Genomic DNA, 14,794 nt, shown 5'->3' on the forward strand with positions numbered 1-14,794 from the left:
CCGGGTGGTCAACGTGCACGCGCTGGTCGCCACCGGAGTCAACGCCGACGGGCACCGGGAGATCCTCGGCCTGCAGGTCACCAGTGCCGAAGACGGCGCCGGCTGGCTGGCCTTCTTCCGCGACCTGACCGCCCGCGGTCTGACCGGCGTTCAGCTGGTCACCTCCGACGCGCACGCCGGCCTGGTCACCGCGATCGGCGCGACCCTGCCCGGTGCCGCGTGGCAGCGCTGCCGCACCCATTACGCCGCGAACCTCATGGCCGCCTGCCCCAAGGCGTCCTGGCCATGGGTGCGCGCGCTGCTGCACTCGGTCTACGACCAGCCTGACGCCGCCTCGGTGTACGCCCAGTTCGACCGGATCCTCGACGCGCTGGTCGACAAGCTGCCGAAGGTTGCCGAGCACCTCGAGGCCGCCCGCGCCGACGTGCTCGCGTTCACCGCCTTCCCCAAGGAGGTCTGGCGCCAGATCTGGTCCAACAACCCCAGCGAACGCTTGAACCGGGAGATCCGACGGCGGACCGACGTGGTCGGCATCTTCCCTGACCGCGACTCGCTGATCCGCCTGGTCGGTGCCGTGCTCGCCGAGCAGCACGACGAGTGGGCCGAAGGCCGCCGCTACCTCGGCCTCGACGTCCTCGCCCGCTGCCGCCTGCGGACCGTCACCGACACCGACGGCACCACTCAGGAGGTGACCACGCAGCCGACTATCCCGGCGCTCAGCGCCTGACCCGACATGAAGATCACGCGGTAGTCGTCACACACCACGCCGGCGGACTTGACCCTGCGCGGGGCCGTGTCGTCCTTCCTCACCGACGGCCCGGGAAAGGCCGGCTACACCGGCCGCTGATCCCCGGCCGATGTGGAGCCGCGCCTCAGAAGGGTCTGCGCGGGTACGCTGGGCCGGGTCACAACCCCCGTCGCAGGAAGGCAGGGTCGAGCGTTCTTGCCCGACACCTCACCAGACGCCGTACCGGAGACCATCGCGTCCTCCCGTGAGCTCTCCGCGCGTGCCGCGGGAGCCGGCGTCCCGGAACCGGCCGTACCGGCCGAGGTCCGCACCTCCATCACCGTCCCCGACAGCGTCTCCATGGTGGCCCTCCTGGGCTCCGGGGACGAGCTCCTCCGCCTGGTCGAGACCGAGCTCGCCGCCGACGTGCACGTCCGCGGCAACGAGATCGGGATCACCGGCCAGCCGGCGGACAATGCCTTCGCCGTCCGGGTCTTCGACGAGCTGATCGCCCTGCTGGCGACCGGCCAGGCGCTGCGGCCGGACTCGGTCCGCCGGGTCGTCGGCATGCTCCGCGCCGGCGGCTCCGAGCGCCCCGCGGACGTGCTCAGCCTCGACATCATCAGCCGCCGGGGCCGCACCATCCGGCCGAAGACGCTGAACCAGAAGCGGTACGTCGACGCCATCGACAACCACAGCGTGATCTTCGGCATCGGCCCGGCCGGCACCGGCAAGACCTACCTGGCGATGGCCAAGGCCGTGCAGGCCCTGACCACCAAGCAGGTCAACCGGATCATCCTGACCCGTCCGGCGGTGGAGGCCGGTGAGCGGCTGGGCTACCTGCCGGGCTCGCTGTCGGAGAAGATCGACCCCTACCTGCGGCCGCTGTACGACGCGCTGCACGACATGGTCGACCCGGAGTCGATCCCGCGGCTGATGCAGGCCGGCACCATCGAGGTCGCCCCGCTGGCCTACATGCGCGGCCGCACGCTCAACGACGCGTTCGTCATCCTCGACGAGGCGCAGAACACCACCGCCGAGCAGATGAAGATGTTCCTCACCCGGCTGGGGTTCGGCTCCAAGATGGTCGTCACCGGTGACGTCACCCAGGTCGACCTGCCCGGTGGCGCGCAGAGCGGTCTGCGGATCGTGCGCGAGATCCTCGAGGGCATCGACGACGTCCACTTCTCCACGCTGACCAGCTCCGACGTCGTCCGGCACCGGCTGGTCGGCGACATCGTCGACGCCTACGAGCGCTGGGACGCCACGCGGCAGCCGCCGGCGCCGGCGGCCGGCTCCCGTCCGGCCCGGCACGGCCGTCCCCAGCCCCGGCAGCAGGGGAGCTGAGCGTGCCCGTCGAGGTCGCCAACGAGTCCGAGATCTCCGTCGACGAGGGAGCGCTGGCCGGCGTCTGCCGCTACGTGCTCGACGCCATGGAGGTCAGCCCGCTGGCCGAGCTGTCGGTGCTCTGCGTCGACGGCGACTACATGGCCACCCTGCACGAGCGGTGGATGGGGGAGAAGGGCCCGACCGACGTGCTGGCCTTCCCGATGGACGAGCTGGACACCGCCCGTCCCGACGACCCCGACCCCGGTCCGGCGCTCCTGGGTGACGTGGTGCTGTGCCCGGCCGTCGCCGTCCGGCAGGCCCGCGCCGCCGGCCACTCGATGGCCGACGAACTGCTCCTGCTGGCCACCCACGGCGTGCTCCACCTGCTGGGCTACGACCACATGGAGCCCGACGAGGAGAAGGAGATGTTCGGCCTGCAGTCCAAGCTCCTCGAGGGCTGGCGCGCCACTCCGCGGGAGCCGGTGACCGGCGAGCCGATGGAGCCGGAGACCCGATGAGCTCGACCGCGATCGTCCTGCTGGGGATCGCCGTCGTCCTGGTCCTCGTCGCCGGCGTCTTCGCCGCACTGGACGCCGCGCTGCAGCGGCTGTCCAAGGCCGCGGTGGAGGAACTGCGGCGGGACGGGGCCAAGCGGGCGGGCCCGCTGGCGCAGGTCATGGAGGACCGGGCCCGGCACGTGGCCTTGCTGCTGCTGCTGCGGATCGCCTGCGAGACGGCCGCGACCGTCATCGTCGCGGTCATCCTCGACGGGTTGTTCGACGGCGTGGCACTGGGCGTGCTCACCGCCATCGCCGTGATGACGGTGGTCAGCTACGTGCTCATCGGCGTCGGTCCGCGGACGCTGGGCCGGCAGCACGCCTACGGGATCGCGCTGTCCGCGGCCTCGCTGATCCGGCTGCTGGGCCGGCTGCTCGGCCCGATCGCCACGCTGCTGATCCTCATCGGCAACGCGATCACCCCCGGCAAGGGCTACCGCGACGGCCCGTTCAGCAGCGAGGTCGAGCTCCGCGAGCTGGTCGACATGGCCGAGGAGCGCGGCGTCGTCGAGGCCGGCGAGCGCAACATGATCCACGGCGTCTTCGAGCTCGGCGACACCATCGCCCGCGAGGTGATGGTGCCCCGGCCGGACGTGGTCTGGATCGAGCGCGGCAAGACCCTCCGGCAGGCACTGGCGCTGTGCCTGCGCAGCGGCTTCAGCCGGCTCCCGGTCATCGGGGAGAACGTCGACGACATCATCGGCGTGATCTTCCTCAAGGACCTGGTGCGTCGCACCCAGGGCTCCTCGGAGTCCCGGGCCAGCGAGCCGAAGGTCGAGGACCTGCTGCGCCCGGCCACCTTCGTGCCGGAGTCCAAGCCGGTGGACGAGCTGCTCCGCGAGATGCAGGCCTCCCGGGCCCACATGGCCGTCGTCGTCGACGAGTACGGCGGCTTCGCCGGGCTGGTCACGATCGAGGACATCCTCGAGGAGATCGTCGGCGAGATCGACGACGAGCACGACACCGTCCAGCGCCCGCCGATCGAGGAGCTGGAGGATGGCTCGGTGCGGATCACCGCCCGGCTCCCGGTGGAGGACCTCGCCGACCTGTTCCGCGTCGAGCTCCCCGACGACGACGGGGTCGAGACCGTCGGTGGCCTGCTGGCCCGGGAGATCGGCATGGTGCCGATCGAGGGCTCTGCCGCCGAGGTCGGTGGCCTGCAGCTGGTCGCCGAGAGCACCGGCGGGCGGCGCAACCAGATCGACACGATCCTGGTCAACCGGGTGCCCGAGCCGAGCGCGGAGGAAGCGGACGACGAGCCCGCCCGGGAACCCGAACCGGCGGCCGTGGAAAGCTAAGGAAGGACCCTCCCGCCCCCACCGCTCGCAAGCTCGCGTCGGGCCCCTGCGGAAGGGCCAGACCGACGGACAGGAGAGCGATCCGGTGGCTGAGCTGGACCCCGAGGACGCCAAGCTGATCACGCTGGCCCGCTCCGCCCGGAGCCGCACCGGCGCGGCCGAGGGCGCCGCGGTGCGCGACACGGACGGGCGCACCTACCTCGCGGCCACCGTGGCGCTGCCCTCGCTGCAGCTGTCAGCGCTGCAGGCCGCCGTCGCCGCCGCGGTCTCCAGCGGTGTCGACGGGCTCGAGGCCGCCGCCGTCGTCAGCGCTGCCGAGGCCGTCGAGGAGGCCGGGCTGGCCGCCGTCCACGACCTGACCGCAGCGGCGCCGGTCCTGCTCGCCGGGCCCGACGGGGTGCTCCGCACCTCCAGCTGACCCGGGTTCCTGGCCCGGCGGATGTGTCGAAAGGTGTAGCCGAGCTACACCTTTCGGGGCGCGGAGATCGGCCCGATCTGGACCAGGGTGGGCCTGTGTCCGTGACACAGCGATCGTCCCTGGCCCGCGCCGTCCCCCTGCTCTGGGCGGAGACCCGGCCGGTGGTGCAGGCGGTCTTCGCACTGCGGTACACCGTCGGCGCCGTCGTCGGGGTGGCCGGTGCCGGCGCGCTGCGGCCGGCGGTCGTGATCGGTGCGCTTGCCTGGTCGCTCCTGGTGATGAGCATCTACCTGGTCAACGGGGTCTCCGACCTGCTCGGCGACCGGGCCAACAGCAGCACCCGGCCGCTGGCCTCCGGTCGGGTCGAGGCGCGGGTCGCAGCGCGGACGGCGTGGGCGCTGGCCGGCGCCGGTCTGCTGCTGGCGGCCTGCTCGGGCGTGCTCGCACTGGTGGCCTGCGCGGTGGCGATGACCGTGCTCGGCTGGGCCTACAGCGTCGGACCGCGGCCGCTCAAGCACAGCGTGGCCGGCACCACGGTGGCCGCGATCGGGGGCGGCCTGCTCAGCTACGGCGCCGGCGTGGCCGCGGCCGGTGGTGGCCTGTCGGCCCCGTACGCAGCGGTGTTCCTGCTGCTGTCGGCGTGGATGGCCGTCGCCGGTGCGTCCAAGGACCTCGGCGACCGGGAGGGGGACCACCTGGCCGGGCGACGTACCTTGCCCGTCGTGGCCGGACACCGCACCGCCGTCCGGGGGATCGCCGGCGGTTCGCTGCTGCTGGGGCTGACCGCGCTCGCGTTCGCCGGGGTCTGGCCGCAGCTGCTCGCGCCGGCTGCCGCCGTGTGCCTGGGTGGCGAGGTCGTCGCCGTGCTGGCGCTGCTGACGCCGGAGGGTGGCCCGCGACCGGTCCGGCGCCGGCCCTACCGTGCCTTCATGGTCACCCAGTACCTGGCCAACCCGCTCGTCGTCGTCAGCGTGCTGCTGTGACCGCGCCGGAGGACGTCGGCCGGATCCCCGATGCCGAGCTCGACGCCGCGATCGCCGACACGGTCCTGGCCGACGCCGCCGTGGTCGCCCCCCGGCTGTCGGCGGACCCCGCCCGGGCCGTCCAGCTGCACGGTCGCCTCCTCGCCGTGCTGCGGGTGACGCACGCCCGGGTCCGCGGGCTGCCGCCGGCCGCGGCCCCGGCCGCTCAGCCCGACGTCGGCGCCGACCGGGCCCGCACCGGCCTGCACCCGGCCGAGTCGCTGCGGGTCGCCAGCCTGCTGTTCCAGCGCGCGCTGCCCGCGCTCGTCGCGCAGCACCGGGACGACGCGGCGCCCGGAGCCGGGTCCACCACCGAGCAGGTCGCGCTGGTGCTGCACCAGGTGATCGACGAGCTGGTGATCCCCGCGTCGATCTCCTACGTCGACGTGCTGCTCGCCCGGATCAGCGACGCCAACCGGGACGAACGCCGCCGGGTCGCCCGCGACCTGCACGACCACACCAGCCACGGGATCGGTGCGGCGATGCAGGGCATCGACCTGGCCCTGCACCTGCACGCCACCGGCCAGCCGCTGGACGTGGAGCGGCTCCGCACCACCCGGCAGCTGCTGCTGGACACGCTCAACGACGTGCGTGGCATGGCCACCCGGCTGCGCGACGTGGTCGGGGACCGCACGCTCGGCCAGGCGCTGCAGGAGTACCTGGACTTCACCGCCCCGGTCGGGCTGGAGGTCACGCTCGCCGAGGACGGCGAGGACGTGGCGCCGCTGCCCGGCCACGTCAAGGAGGAGAGCTACCTCATCGTGCGCGAGGCGATCCGCAACTCGTTCCTGCACGGCCGACGGGCGACCCGGCTCGACGTCGCCGTCCGGGTCGCCGACGGTCAGCTGACGGCCACCGTGGCCGACGACGGCTCCGGCTTCGACCCCGCTGCGGTCGACGCCACCCGCAGCGTGGGGCTCTCCTCGGTGCGCGAGCGCGCCGAGGGCCTCGGCGGCAGCGTGGCCCTCGACACCGGGCCGGGCGGCGTCCGGCTGGTGCTCACCGTGCCGGTACCGGGGGCGTCGGCGTGACCGGCCCCGAGCGCGGTCTCCGGGTGGTCCTCGTCGACGACCACCGGCTGTTCCGCGAGAGCCTGGGCGCGCTGCTCGCCGTCCACCAGGGCATCGAGGTGGTCGCGGAGGGCGCGAACGGGGAGGAGGCGGTCCGGCTGGCCCGCCTCCACCAGCCCGACGTGGTGCTGCTGGACGTGGAGATGCCGGGTCAGTCGGTGCTGACCTCGCTGGTCGAGATCCGCAGCGCCTCGCCGTCCACCCGCATCGTCGTCCTGACCATGCACGAGAACACCCCGCTGGCCCGCCAGCTGCTGCTGCGCGGCGCCTCCGCCTACCTGATCAAGACGATCGGGCACCACGAGCTGGTCGCGGCGATCCGGGCCGCCACCGACCGTGAGCAGGACCTGATCACCCTGTCGGTGTCCCGCGGTGGGCTGGCCGGCCTCACCTCGCAGGGTGGGCCGATGCTGTCCGAACGCGAGGTGGAGGTGCTCGCCCTGGTCGGCAAGGCGCGCTCCAACGCGGCGATCGCCGCCGAGCTGCGGATCAGCGAGGGCACGGTGAAGCGGCACCTGAGCAACATCAACGCCAAGCTCGGTTCGACGTCCCGGCTGGACGCCGTGCGGCGGGCGACCCGGGCGCGGCTGCTCGCCCCCGGCCTCGGGGACGACTGACGAAGGACCCCGTCCTCCCCACCCTTCGCAGGCTCGGGGCGGTGCCCTGGACGGGGCCGTCAGGGCAGGGGGTGGCCCAGGGCGTCGGCGACCGTGGCCGGGTCGCGCACCCAGCCGGTGAACGCCTTCGGGGTCTCCCCGTCGGGGCCCAGGTGCCGGACGCTGATCCGCTGCCGGCCGGGCCACCAGCCGCCGCGCCGCTTGGCCTTCGGCCAGCCGGCCGGCGGCGCGCCCAGCACCACCTCGCGGACCAGCACCAGCGGGACCACCCCGAAGGACGACGTCTGCCGCAGCCCGGCGATGTCGGTGGAGACGGCGAAGTCGGAGACGGTGAACCGGCCGGTCGACACCACCAGCACCAGCAGGCCGAGCCCCAGGGCGATCGGCGCCTCCGCGGCGGCCGCGGCGCTGCCGTCCCGCCAGCCCAGGAACCCCAGCCAGGCCGCGACGGCGAGCACGGTCAGCGTGATGACCAGCGGCGAGGCCGGGTCGTACTGCCAGTACCGCAGCGGCCGCGGGGTCACCGTGACGTGCCGCTTGGGCCCGCGGCTGGCCAGGTAGCCGTAGCTCGTGACCTGGCTGATGTGCCGCTCACGGTCCCGGGCGGCCTGCACGACCAGGGGCTCGCCGTTGTCTCGTCGGGACCGGGATGGCATGCCCGCCATGATCGCAGGAGGGCCTCCCGTGCCGGTCGCAGCAGTGTTGTCGGTGCGCAGTGGGAGACTGGACGGCGTGACCTCCTCCGATCAGCCGCCGTACCGCAGCGGCTTCGCCTGCCTGGTCGGCCGGCCCAACGCGGGCAAGACCACGCTGACGAACGCCCTGGTCGGCGAGAAGGTCGGCATCGTCAGCAACCGGCCGCAGACCACCCGGCACGCCATCCGCGGGGTGGTGCACCGGCCGGCCGGCCAGCTGGTGCTCGTCGACACCCCGGGGCTGCACAAGCCCAAGAGCCTGCTCGGCCAGCGGCTCAACGACGTCGTCCGCGACACGCTGTCCGAGGTCGACGTCATCGTCTTCTGCATCCCCGCCGACCAGCCCGTCGGCACCGGCGACGCCTTCATCGCCCGGCAGCTCAGGGAGGTCTCCACCCCGATCGTGCTGGTGGTGACCAAGACCGACGCGGCCAGCAAGAAGGCCATCACCCAGCAGCTCGTCGCGGCCAGCAAGCTGGTCGAGGCGCGGGAGATCGTGCCGGTCAGCGCGGTGGCCGGTGACCAGGTCACGCTGCTGGAGGACCTGCTGATCGGCATGCTGCCCGAGGGGCCGCCGATGTACCCCGACGAGCAGACCACCGACGAGGACGTCGAGCGGCAGATCACCGAGCTGGTGCGCGAGGCCGCCCTGGAGAAGGTGCGCCAGGAGGTTCCGCACTCCCTCGCCGTCACCGTGGAGGAGATGCACCGCAAGCCCGACCCGCGCGACCCGGACGCGGTGTTCACCGAGATCCACGCGCTGCTGCACGTCGAGCGCCCCAGCCAGAAGCCGATGCTGCTGGGCAAGGGCGGGCAGACGATCAAGGCGATCGGCAGCGAGGCCCGGGTCGGGCTGGAGACGCTGCTCGGCGGCCGGGTGCACCTGGCCCTGCACGTCACCGTGCTGGGGGAGTGGCAGGACGACCCGAAGAAGCTCAACCGGCTCGGTTACTGAGGCGGCGGGCGAGTGTGCATCGCAGGGAGCGCCAGCGACCGAGGAGCGGAGCGATCCGTCGCCGGGGACACAGCTACTGAGGCGGCGGGCGAGTGAGCACCACCCCGCAGGCGCTCTACCGGGACGAGGGCATCGTGCTGCGCACCCAGAAGCTGGGTGAGGCCGACCGGATCGTCACCGTGCTCACCCGGCGCACCGGCAAGGTGCGCGCGGTCGCGAAGGGCGTGCGGCGCACCAAGAGCAAGTTCGGTGCGCGGCTGGAGCCGTTCAGCCACGTGGACCTGCAGCTCTACACCGGCCGCAACCTCGACATCGTCAGCCAGGCCGAGTCGATCCGGTCCTACGGCACCGAGATCGTCGGCGACTACCGCGCCTACACCGCCGGCACCGCGGTGCTGGAGACGGCCGACCGGCTGACGGTGGAGGAGAAGGAACCGTCGCTGCGGATGTTCCTGCTGGTCGTCGGAGCGCTGCGCACGCTGGCCGAGGGGGTCAAGCCGGCCCCGCTCGTGCTGGACGCGTTCCTGCTCCGGGCGATGTCGGTCGCCGGCTGGGAACCCGCGCTGGGCGACTGCGCCCGCTGCGGCGAGGCCGGCCCGCACCGGCACTTCTCCGTCCCGGCCGGGGGCACGGTCTGCCCGTCCTGCCGGCCCACCGGCTCGGCGATGCCCAGCCCGGTCACCATCGAACTGCTGGAGGCGCTGTTGTCCGGGGACTGGGGGCGGGCCGAGGCCAGCCTGGGCACCAACCGGCGGGAGGGCAGCGGCCTGGTCGCAGCCCTGCTGCAGTGGCACCTGGAGCGCGGCCTGCGCTCGCTGCCGCTGGTGGACCGAACGTGAGCGGAGAGGGTCGTGAGCATCGCAGCGAGGAACGAGCGAGGAGCGGAGCGATCCGCGGGAGCGAACCGGTGACGTGGTGAAGCGCGAGGTGAAGGCGCCCAACCCGCACCCCTCGGGCGTCACCCCGCCGGACATCCCGGCCGACAAGGTGCCGCACCACGTGGCGATCGTGATGGACGGCAACGGCCGCTGGGCGAAGCAGCGCGGGCTGCCGCGCACCGCCGGGCACGAGGCGGGGGAGTCCTCGCTGTTCGACTGCGTCGAGGGCGCCATCGAGCTGGGCATCGGGGCGATCAGCGCCTACGCGTTCTCCACGGAGAACTGGCGGCGCAGCCCGGACGAGGTCCGTTTCCTGATGGGCTTCAACCGCGACGTGATCCGCCGCCGCCGCGACGAGATGCACGAGCTCGGGGTGCGGGTGCGCTGGGCGGGGCGGCGTCCCAAGCTCTGGCGCAGCGTCATCAAGGAGCTCGAGGTCGCCGAGGAGCTGACGCAGGACAACGACGTCCTGACCCTCACCATGTGCGTCAACTACGGCGGCCGGGCCGAGATCGCCGACGCCGCGGCCGCGATCGCCCGCGAGGTGGCCGCCGGCCGGATCAAGCCGGAGAAGGTCACCGAGGAGACGGTCGCCCGGTTCCTCGACGAGCCGGACATGCCCGACGTCGACCTGTTCGTGCGCAGTTCGGGGGAGAACCGCACCAGCAACTTCCTGCTGTGGCAGGCCGCCTACGCCGAGCTGGTCTTCCTGGACACGCTGTGGCCGGACTTCGACCGCCGGCACCTGTGGCAGGCCTGCGAGGAGTACGCCAGCCGCCAGCGTCGTTTCGGCAGCGCCTGACGGCCCCCTGGGGCCGTCAGGCGCACCGTGAGGTGCTGGAGCGGCCCCCTCGCAGGGGCCCGCTGCGAGCCCGCGAGCAGTGGGGGGCGAGGGGGGTCCTTCGTCAGGCGGTGTCGGTGGACTCGGTGGCGTGGCCGGCGTGGGCGAGGGCGTCGCGGACGATGTGTGCCACGTGCCCGTCGACCAGGCGGTAGTCGACCTCGCGGTGCCGGCGGACGCCGGTCACCAGGCCTGCGCCGCGCAGCACCCGCAGGTGCTGGGAGACCAGCGGCTGTGGCACGCCCAGCGCGTCGACCAGCTGGTGCACGCAGCGGGAGCCGTGCTCATCCAGCAGGGTCACGATCGACATCCGCAGCGGCGAGGCGAGCGCGGCCAGCAGCTCGCTGGCGGCCTGGACGTCGGCGGGGACGCTCCGGGACCCGGGCCGGGAGGACGGGGTCACGGACGTGGACATGGCACCATGGTCCGAGCGCCTGAGAACGGTTGTCAACTCTTGTCGCATCGAGGAGGGAGGTGCCCGGTGTTCGCCGTGACCCGCCTGCGCGTCGCAGATGACGACGTCCCCGCCTTCCTGGCCGCCGCTGACGAGCTGCTCGCCGCCCTGCGGGCCCGCCCCGGCTTCCTCGGTGGCGAGCTGGGCCGCGCCGCCGACGACCCGCAGCTGTTCGCCCTCTGCACCCGCTGGGACGGCGTCGGCGCCTACCGCCGAGGCCTGTCCGCGGCCGAGGTGAAGATCGCCGGCGCCCCGGTGTGGGTGCACGCCCTCGACGAGCCCGGCGTCTACCTCACCGACTGACCGGAGAGGCACACCGCACCGGCCTGGGCGCCTGCCGCGGCAACCGTGCGCCGCCCGCACGAGGCGCGGCATGAGCGGGCGTCTGGGCGCCGGAGCCTAGCCGCTGACCGACTCCAGCACCGTGGCGAGTTCCGCCGGTCGGCTGATCATCGGCCAGTGCCACGTCGGGAGCTCGACATAGGTCCAGTCGCCGTCGACCATGTGCGCGAACACCGGCGCGTGGGGTGCCATCTGCTGCAGTTGTTCGAGGCTGAAGCTGCACAGCACGCCCGTCCGTGGCAACCGCTCCCAGGCGCCTGTGAGCGCGACCGGCTGGGTGGCGGTGAGCCAGGGCTGCGGCTGCGAGCCCTCGACCAGTGCTGCGACGGCAGCATCGTCGACCCCAGGCACCGCGGCGGCGAGTGCGGCCCAGGGCGGCGGCGGGAGCTTCCAGCCCTGGCCGTGGGTCATGACCAAATCGTCGTTGGCCGCGCGCGCCTCGGGTCCCTCGAAGTCGGCCTGTGCCATGCCGTCCGGCAGTGGGCCCGAGTCGACGAAGACCAGGCGCGCCACGCGCTCAGGCATGCGGTCCGCCGCACCGGTCGTCACGAGGGCGCCGTAGCTGTGCCCGACGAGCACGACGTCGTGCAGGTCCTGCTGCTCGAGCAAGCGCACGACGTCGTCGATGTGAGCAGTCAGGTCGGTCTCGGGCGAGGCGAGGTGGACGCGCTCGCCCATGCCTGGGAGGTCGACGGCGTGCACGACATGGCCGCGCTCACGCAGCTGGTCTGCGACAGGCCGCCAGACCCAGGCCCCGAGCCAGAAGCCGGGGACGAGGATGTAGGTGGTGGTGTTCATGGCGACGACGCTAGGCTGGAATGCGGGCAGATCCCGCCCGGTATGCAGTCGGCACACAGATCGTCCCCAGCACCGCCGAGGAGGGCCGTGACCCGCCCGACCGCTCGCGTGCTGGCCATGCTGGAGCTGCTCCAGACGGGCGGGCAGCGCACCGTCGGCGATCTCGCCGCTCGGCTCGGGGTCGATGAGCGCACGGTCCGGCGCTATGCCGAGCACCTCGCCGACCTCGGCATCCCCGTCCAGGCGCAGCGGGGCAGGTACGGCGGCTACCGGCTCTCGCCGGGCTACAAGCTGCCGCCGCTGATGCTCACCGACGACGAGGCCATCGCCGTCGTCCTGGGCCTCAGGGCCGCGGAACGCGCTGGGCTTGCCACCACCGACCACGCAGCGGCGGCGAGCGCACTGGCCAAGGTGTCGCGTGTACTGCCGCGGGCCCTGGGCCAGCGGCTCGACAGCCTGCTGTCGACCGCACAGTTCACGACCCCCGTGCGCGCGACCGCTCCCGCCGGCGCCGGCGCGCTGCTCGGTCTCGCCTCGGCTGTGCAAGCGCGGCGCACCGTCGTGATCGCGTACACCGCCTGGGACGGGCGGGAGTCGCAGCGTGAGCTCGACGTCTACGGCCTGGTCTTCCACTCCGGCCGGTGGTACGTCACCGGACGCGACCACGGCCGTGATGACCTGCGGACCTTCCGACTCGACCGCATCGCCTCGGTCGAGCAGGGCGAGGGCTCCTACCTCGTGCCCGCTGACTTCGACGCCACGACGCAGGTCGTGTCGGGCATCGCCGCGGTCAGGTGGTCGCACGAGGTCTCCGTCGTGCTGCAGACCACCCTTGCGGATGCGGGCGACCGACTGCCCCGGAGCGTGGGACGGCTGAGCGAGCACGCCGACGGTGTGCTCCTGGAGACGCGCGCCGAGCGCCTCGACGGCATGGCCCGCATGCTGGCCGGGCTCGGCTGGGACTTCGAGGTGATCACCCCGGACGCCCTGCGCGACGAGGTCCTCGCCCTGGCCGACCGCCTCCGACTCAGCGCGGTGCGCGGCGTCGCCGGCACACCGGCGACGCCGCAGAGTCCCTGAGCGACACCATCCGCCCGCCCAGCGTCATGTCCGGGCGAGCGTCGCTCAGTCGCCGGACGCGACCCCCTCGCTCCGCTGCCAGGCGAAGACGCCCAGCCCGGCGAGCGGGATCGTCGAGCAGGCGAGCACGACCAGGACCAGCAGGGCCCGGAGGGAGCGCAGGTGCAGGGCGGTGGCCAGGCGGTTGCCGGTCATGGGTGGCCTCTCGGAGGTGCGCTCCTGCCCGCGTGTGCCGCGCGCGTGTGTGCGCCCCCGAGATCGGCAGGGCGGGACCGTCCTGTGACCACCGCCGGGGAGTAGTCGGACCGCGGCCGGGGCAGGGAGCGGCCCGTGGACGTGTTGGCGGCAGAAGAAGCGACCGGGTTCCCGCACTCCTTCCTCTCGGAGGAGCTGCTGCGGAGCTACGTGAACCTGTTCATCCGGCTGGTCGAGGCCGCCGGGGCGATCGTGATCTTCGTCGGTGCGGTGATCGCCGCCGTCCAGTTCGTCCGTGCGGCCGTGCGGGGCCGGCACCGCGACGAGTTCGTCCGGGTCCGGCTGGGGCTGGCCCGCTACCTGCTGCTCGGCCTGGAGTTCCAGCTGGCCAGCGACGTCCTGCGCACCGCCATCGCGCCGTCCTTCGCCGAGATCGGCAAGCTCGCCGCGATCGCGGCCATCCGGACCGCGCTGAACTACTTCCTGGGCAAGGAGATCGCCGAGGAACGGGAAGAGGTCGAGAAGAATGAGGAGCGGCAACGCGACGGCGGTGACCGGACGTGACCCGGGGCGAGCCGGCATGAGCCCGTTGCTGGAGGACGCCGCACTGCTGGTGGCCGTGCTGGGCCTGGTCTCCGGCCTGATCACGCTGGGGCGGCTGCGCGACGTCCTGCTGGCGTTCGGTGTCCTGCTGGACTTCCTGGTCGCCGCCGGCCTGATCCGGCTCGCCGGCGAGCTCACGTTCCGCGGCCTGCTGGGCGTCGCCCTGGTGATCGCCGTCCGGAAGCTGGTGATGCACGCGCTGCGCGCCGGCCAGCGGGTGCCGGACGGTCCCTTGCCCGCGAGCCCACGTGCCCGCAGCCCCCAGCGCCGGCGGCCCGTCCGGCCGTGACCCGAGTCCGCCGCTCACCTGCGCATCGACGGTCGAGGGCGCCTCGCCGGTGCCGGGACCGACCGAGGCGCCGTGGGGGCGGGGTCAGCGGCGACTCGTCAGCGAACGCAGACCAGTGAGCTCCTGGTCGAGCCGTGCCCGGAGGACGGCGGCGGTCTCCCGACCCGGCGCGGCGTCCAGCTCGGCCAGGTGGCCGGCGGCTGCGACGGTGAGTGCCCGCGCCCGCTCGGCGTCCGGGTCGTCCGCGCCGGAGGCAGACAGCCGCAGCTGCCAGGCCCGCAGCTCCAGCCGGGCGGCAGCGGTCGCGAGCACGTCGTCCACCACCGGGCCGGAACCGGCCTGCTGGGTCGCCCGGTCCATCTCCACCGCCAGCTCGCCCAGCCCTCGGTCCAGGTCGGCGGTGTAGGCGGCCCACGCGGCGGTGTCGGCCTCCTGGCAGCGCACGTGCAACCGGTGCAGCCGGTCGCGCAGCGGGGCCAGCACGCCGCGCACCACCGGGGCGAGGGCGGGGTGTGCGGCGCAGAGTCCAGCGGTGGTCCGGGCCAGCCGCTGGTCGAGGGTCGCGGGGGCAGGCGGAACCGCCTGGGAGGTCGTGGCCGTCATGAGCCGGAACCTAGGGACGGCGT

The 14,794-nt window shown here is 73.4% G+C and carries 20 protein-coding genes; 15 read left to right on the forward strand and 5 right to left on the reverse strand.

Annotation, left to right across the window (positions count from 1 at the left end):
* From G5C62_RS13665 to G5C62_RS13700, 8 genes are all read left to right on the forward strand, one after another.
* Positions 1-727: IS256 family transposase (locus G5C62_RS13665; RefSeq protein ID WP_164701415.1), on the forward strand; the 727-nt coding region annotated here is incomplete at its 5' end.
* Positions 728-943: 216 nt separating this feature from the next.
* A complete protein-coding gene (locus G5C62_RS13670) occupies positions 944-2,074 on the forward strand; it encodes a PhoH family protein (RefSeq protein ID WP_164701416.1) in 1,131 nt (376 codons plus the stop codon).
* Between the two features lie 2 nt (positions 2,075-2,076).
* Positions 2,077-2,574, forward strand: coding sequence for an rRNA maturation RNase YbeY (ybeY, locus tag G5C62_RS13675; RefSeq protein ID WP_164701417.1), 498 nt, complete (start codon positions 2,077-2,079; stop codon positions 2,572-2,574).
* On the forward strand, positions 2,571-3,911 hold the full coding sequence (locus tag G5C62_RS13680; RefSeq protein ID WP_164701418.1) for a hemolysin family protein: 1,341 nt from the start codon (positions 2,571-2,573) through the stop codon (positions 3,909-3,911). The genes ybeY and G5C62_RS13680 overlap by 4 nt, the downstream gene beginning before the upstream one ends.
* 85 nt (positions 3,912-3,996) lie before the next feature.
* Positions 3,997-4,329 (forward strand): cytidine deaminase, encoded by a 333-nt coding sequence (locus tag G5C62_RS13685; RefSeq protein WP_164701419.1) that lies wholly within the window; start codon positions 3,997-3,999, stop codon positions 4,327-4,329.
* 101 nt (positions 4,330-4,430) lie between these two features.
* Complete coding sequence (locus G5C62_RS13690) at positions 4,431-5,312, forward strand: UbiA family prenyltransferase (protein ID WP_164701420.1); 882 nt, start codon at positions 4,431-4,433, stop codon at positions 5,310-5,312.
* Positions 5,309-6,382 (forward strand): sensor histidine kinase, encoded by a 1,074-nt coding sequence (locus tag G5C62_RS13695; protein ID WP_164701421.1) that lies wholly within the window; start codon positions 5,309-5,311, stop codon positions 6,380-6,382. Before G5C62_RS13690 ends, G5C62_RS13695 begins: the two co-directional genes overlap by 4 nt.
* Positions 6,379-7,038 carry a response regulator transcription factor gene (locus G5C62_RS13700; RefSeq protein ID WP_036333681.1) on the forward strand — a complete coding sequence of 220 codons (660 nt, stop codon included), beginning with the start codon at positions 6,379-6,381 and terminating at the stop codon, positions 7,036-7,038. Before G5C62_RS13695 ends, G5C62_RS13700 begins: the two co-directional genes overlap by 4 nt.
* A 59-nt stretch (positions 7,039-7,097) precedes the next feature.
* Here G5C62_RS13700 and G5C62_RS13705 read toward each other — a convergent pair whose 3' ends face one another.
* Positions 7,098-7,694, reverse strand: coding sequence for a hypothetical protein (locus tag G5C62_RS13705; RefSeq protein WP_164701422.1), 597 nt, complete (start codon positions 7,692-7,694; stop codon positions 7,098-7,100).
* A gap of 76 nt (positions 7,695-7,770) precedes the next feature.
* Here G5C62_RS13705 and era point away from each other — a divergent pair, with 76 nt between their 5' ends.
* The 3 genes from era (at position 7,771) to G5C62_RS13720 (ending at position 10,368) form a co-directional block, all read left to right on the forward strand.
* Entirely contained in the window at positions 7,771-8,688 is a 918-nt protein-coding gene (era, locus tag G5C62_RS13710) for a GTPase Era (RefSeq protein ID WP_036333726.1), read from the forward strand.
* Positions 8,689-8,780: 92 nt separating this feature from the next.
* Positions 8,781-9,527: a DNA repair protein RecO gene (recO, locus tag G5C62_RS13715; RefSeq protein ID WP_036333685.1), complete on the forward strand. Its 747-nt coding sequence runs from the start codon at positions 8,781-8,783 to the stop codon at positions 9,525-9,527.
* Positions 9,528-9,603: 76 nt separating this feature from the next.
* Positions 9,604-10,368 (forward strand): isoprenyl transferase, encoded by a 765-nt coding sequence (locus G5C62_RS13720; protein ID WP_164701424.1) that lies wholly within the window; start codon positions 9,604-9,606, stop codon positions 10,366-10,368.
* Between the two features lie 103 nt (positions 10,369-10,471).
* Here G5C62_RS13720 and G5C62_RS13725 read toward each other — a convergent pair whose 3' ends face one another.
* Positions 10,472-10,822, reverse strand: coding sequence for a helix-turn-helix transcriptional regulator (locus G5C62_RS13725; protein WP_164701425.1), 351 nt, complete (start codon positions 10,820-10,822; stop codon positions 10,472-10,474).
* 66 nt (positions 10,823-10,888) lie between these two features.
* On the opposite strand from G5C62_RS13725, the gene G5C62_RS13730 reads away from it, so the two are divergent.
* Positions 10,889-11,164 (forward strand): antibiotic biosynthesis monooxygenase, encoded by a 276-nt coding sequence (locus tag G5C62_RS13730; RefSeq protein WP_052090682.1) that lies wholly within the window; start codon positions 10,889-10,891, stop codon positions 11,162-11,164.
* A gap of 96 nt (positions 11,165-11,260) precedes the next feature.
* Here the strand turns inward: G5C62_RS13730 and G5C62_RS13735 are convergent, their stop codons facing one another.
* Positions 11,261-12,058, reverse strand: a complete 798-nt coding sequence (locus G5C62_RS13735; RefSeq protein WP_206330629.1) for an alpha/beta fold hydrolase — start codon at positions 12,056-12,058, stop codon at positions 11,261-11,263.
* Positions 12,059-12,088: 30 nt separating this feature from the next.
* Between G5C62_RS13735 and G5C62_RS13740 the strand changes: the two genes are divergently transcribed.
* A complete protein-coding gene (locus G5C62_RS13740) occupies positions 12,089-13,081 on the forward strand; it encodes a YafY family protein (protein WP_052090684.1) in 993 nt (330 codons plus the stop codon).
* Positions 13,082-13,126: 45 nt separating this feature from the next.
* On the opposite strand, the gene G5C62_RS13745 is transcribed toward G5C62_RS13740, so the two are convergent.
* Entirely contained in the window at positions 13,127-13,276 is a 150-nt protein-coding gene (locus tag G5C62_RS13745; protein WP_164701427.1) for a hypothetical protein, read from the reverse strand.
* Between the two features lie 135 nt (positions 13,277-13,411).
* Between G5C62_RS13745 and G5C62_RS13750 the strand changes: the two genes are divergently transcribed.
* Together G5C62_RS13750 and G5C62_RS13755 are read left to right on the forward strand one after the other, a co-directional pair.
* A complete protein-coding gene (locus G5C62_RS13750) occupies positions 13,412-13,840 on the forward strand; it encodes a DUF1622 domain-containing protein (protein WP_231557977.1) in 429 nt (142 codons plus the stop codon).
* Between the two features lie 16 nt (positions 13,841-13,856).
* Positions 13,857-14,168 (forward strand): hypothetical protein, encoded by a 312-nt coding sequence (locus G5C62_RS13755; protein WP_164701428.1) that lies wholly within the window; start codon positions 13,857-13,859, stop codon positions 14,166-14,168.
* A gap of 84 nt (positions 14,169-14,252) precedes the next feature.
* Here G5C62_RS13755 and G5C62_RS13760 read toward each other — a convergent pair whose 3' ends face one another.
* Positions 14,253-14,771, reverse strand: a complete 519-nt coding sequence (locus G5C62_RS13760; RefSeq protein ID WP_036333689.1) for a hypothetical protein — start codon at positions 14,769-14,771, stop codon at positions 14,253-14,255.
* Positions 14,772-14,794 lie beyond the last annotated feature (23 nt).

This window comes from Modestobacter sp. KNN46-3, from assembly GCF_011039295.1.

Coding starts and splice junctions, on each gene's coding strand:
- G5C62_RS13725 (WP_164701425.1), bottom strand. CDS start 10,822: ATGTCCACGTCCGTGACCCCGTCCTCCCGGCCCGGGTCCCGGAGCGTC.
- G5C62_RS13745 (WP_164701427.1), bottom strand. CDS start 13,276: ATGACCGGCAACCGCCTGGCCACCGCCCTGCACCTGCGCTCCCTCCGG.
- G5C62_RS13680 (WP_164701418.1), top strand. CDS start 2,571: ATGAGCTCGACCGCGATCGTCCTGCTGGGGATCGCCGTCGTCCTGGTC.
- G5C62_RS13705 (WP_164701422.1), bottom strand. CDS start 7,694: ATGCCATCCCGGTCCCGACGAGACAACGGCGAGCCCCTGGTCGTGCAG.
- G5C62_RS13755 (WP_164701428.1), top strand. CDS start 13,857: ATGAGCCCGTTGCTGGAGGACGCCGCACTGCTGGTGGCCGTGCTGGGC.
- G5C62_RS13760 (WP_036333689.1), bottom strand. CDS start 14,771: ATGACGGCCACGACCTCCCAGGCGGTTCCGCCTGCCCCCGCGACCCTC.